Raw genomic sequence first — 3,345 nt, 5'->3', positions numbered from 1 at the left:
TTTCTACTATGGTTACAATAAACTCTGCTTCTGATGGACAGCCATTATCATCACCATAGATATATAATGTCTGACTCATATCTATTAAGTCTCCTGCATTGTATACCGTTCCGCCTCCATTCATCTCAGTATAGTAAGCTTCATCGCCTGCTAAGTTTGTGCCTGTTATAGCTGGTAGTTCAAACTCATCACATGCTGTGCCTGCTCCGCCATCTATTTCTGCTGTCGGTGTAATCGTGATTGCAAATGATTCTTCTGTTGAACATGACCCTGCCGCTACATACATATATAATGTTGTATTTGTGCTAATAAAGTCACCCGCTACATACTCAGTTCCTGTTCCGCCCATTCCTGTCCAGTATGTTGCTGATCCAGCTCCTACCCCTGTGATTAGAGGTAACTCTAAACTATCACATGCTGTTCCTGAATTAGGATCTATGCTCGGTGTTTCTACTATTTCAACAGTAAATGAATTCTCAGCTGGACAAGTACCATTGATATCATAAACATACAATGTAGTTGTGCTTGTGATCGCATCTCCAGCAATATATTGCGTTCCTGTTCCGCCCATTCCTGTCCAATAGGATTCATTTCCACTTAAGTTGTTTCCTGTAATCTCAGGCAAAATATATTCATCACAAGATGTTACATTGGAAATTGGATCAAGTTCTGGTGTATCTGTAATTGTTATTACAAATGGCTCTTCTGTTGAACATGATCCGGCTGCAACAACCATATATAATGTTGTTGAAGAATAAATCCAATCTCCTTCCGAATATTCTGTTCCTGTTCCACCTGACATTGACCAATATGTGGCACCTGCTGTTCCTGTTCCAGTGATTGCTGGTAATTGTAAACTATCACATGCAGCACCTGAATTAGGATCGATGCTTGGTGTTTCTACTATGTCAATGGTAATCGTGCCTTCTGCTGGGCAACTTCCGACTATATCATATATGTACAATGTTGTTGAAGAAGTAATAAATTCTCCTGCAGTATATCGTGTTCCTGTTCCGCCAGGTCCATCATAGTATGCTTCATTTCCACTTAGACCACTTCCTGTAATCGTAGGTAATTCAAATGAATCACACGCAGTTCCAGCCAAGTCGTCAATTATTGGCGTTTCAGTAATAACAATGTCAAACGGTTCTTCCGTTGAACATGATCCAGCTGCCACCACCATATATAATGTTGTTGAAGAATAAATCCAATCTCCTTCCGAATATTCTGTTCCTGTTCCACCTGACATTGACCAATATGTGGCACCTGCTGTTCCTGTTCCAGTGATTGCTGGTAATTGTAAACTATCACATGCAGCACCTGAATTAGGATCGATGCTTGGTGTTTCTACTATGTCAATGGTAATCGTGCCTTCTGCTGGACAACTTCCAACTATATCATATATGTACAATGTTGTTGAAGAAGTAATAAACTCTCCTGCTGTATATCGTGTTCCTGTTCCGCCAGGTCCATCATAGTATGCTTCAGTACCACTTAAACCACTACCTGTAATCGTAGGTAATTCAAATGAATCACAAGCAGTACCCGCCAAGTCGTCAATTATTGGCGTTTCAGTAATTACAATGTCAAATGGCTCTTCAGTTGAACAAGCGCCTGCTGCTACATACATGTATAATGTTGTGCTTGTACTGATCCAATCTCCTGCTACATATTCTGTACCTGTTCCGCCCATTCCTGTCCAGTATGTTGCACCTGCAACTCCAGTTCCCATAATTGTAGGTAACTGTAAACTATCACAAGCCAATCCTGAATCTGGATTTATTATTGGTGTTTCTACAATATCAATATCGAAAGATACTTCAGCAGGACAACCATTTAAAATATCATAAATATAAAGGGTCGTGCTTGTTGATATAATTGCTCCAGGTCCATAAGTATTTCCTGTGCCTCCAGGCCCATCAAAGTAGGCTTCATTTCCACTTAATCCTGTTCCTGTAATACCAGGGAGCTCATATTCATCACATGAAGTTACTCCATCTGGTTGATCTAGAATTGGTGTATCTGTAATGATTACATCAAATTGAACTTCATCAAAACAATTTGGCTCAGTTCCAGTCTCATCGAAGATGTAAATTGTTGTACTAGTATATATATAATCACCCGCATTGTATTGCGTACCTTGACCATCTGCTTCTGTATAATAAGCTTCATTTCCACTTAAATCAGTACCAGTAATAATTGGTAATGCTAAACTATCACAAGCTTCTAAAGGTCCAGGGTTATCAATTTCAGGATTTGTAATAACATTTAACTCTATACTCTCAACATCAGAACATCCATTTGCATCCGTTACTGTTACTGAATATGTTCCCGCAGTTGAAACTCTTATAGAGTCATCTGCAAAATTTGTTGTATTCCAAGCATATGTATATGGAGTTGTTCCTCCTGTTACTGTTGCATAGATGACAATTTCACCATCTATACAAATTACAGGATTCTCAGGTCCTAAAACTACATCTAAAGCTTCATCAACTTCTGTAACCTCTATAGATTCCACAAGTGTACATCCTATCGCATCAGTTACGGTAACCGTGTAAGTTCCTGCAATTAAGTCTTCTAGATCTGTCAGTCCATCATATATATCATTGTCCCAATCATAAGTGTACGGTGCAGTACCACCACTTGCTTCAACAGCAATTGATCCAGTTGCTGCGCCTGTACAAAGAATTGAATTAGTAAATGTTGATAAATCAAGAGCCGGAGCTTCAATAGTTATTACATGATCAACATCAATATTGTTACCTGTACAATCAGCTATATTATAGATTCTAGTGATAATCAATGGATCACCATCACAACCTGTTCCTCCATTGTCCGTTTCTCCAGTGTAAGTTACTGTTGGGTTAGGATCACAATTATCCATCTCATTCATTACAACTTCAATATCCACAACTGGAATATCATCAATAAATTGAATTGTGATATCAACTGGGTTATCTGCTGTAGGGTCTGTTGTGTCAAGGATGGTAAGTACTGCTGAACAAGTAATAAAGTTACCACATTCATCTGCAGCTGTCCAAGTTACAGTAACTGTTCCTGTTCCTTCACAAGGTCCGGTAACTCCTGTAAAATCATTAGTTATTACTGGATCACCACATACATCTGATGCAGTTGCAAGTGCTAACCAAGCATTAATTTCATCTACGTTTCCTGCTCCATCACATTCTAAGGTGACATCACTTGGACAAGTTACTACTGGTGCTGTGGTATCATCTATTGTGATGGTCTGTACACAGATCGTCTCATTTAAACATGGATCCAGTACTCTGAAAGTTCTGGTCACTGTATATGGACAAGTCCCTGATACTACATCTACATAGTAGA

1 protein-coding gene is annotated in these 3,345 nt (G+C 39.1%); it reads right to left on the bottom strand.

Annotation, left to right across the window (positions count from 1 at the left end; genetic code table 11):
• Positions 1-3,345 (bottom strand): SprB repeat-containing protein (locus tag L2586_RS24305; protein ID WP_235295608.1); only part of this gene is annotated, 3,345 nt, incomplete at both ends.

It is taken from the genome of Portibacter lacus (assembly GCF_021533215.1).
In the GTDB taxonomy this organism is placed as follows: Bacteria; Bacteroidota; Bacteroidia; order Chitinophagales; family Saprospiraceae; genus Portibacter; species Portibacter lacus.
The sequence above is the reverse complement of the archived record's forward strand: the minus strand, read 5'-3'. Positions and strand labels throughout refer to the sequence as shown.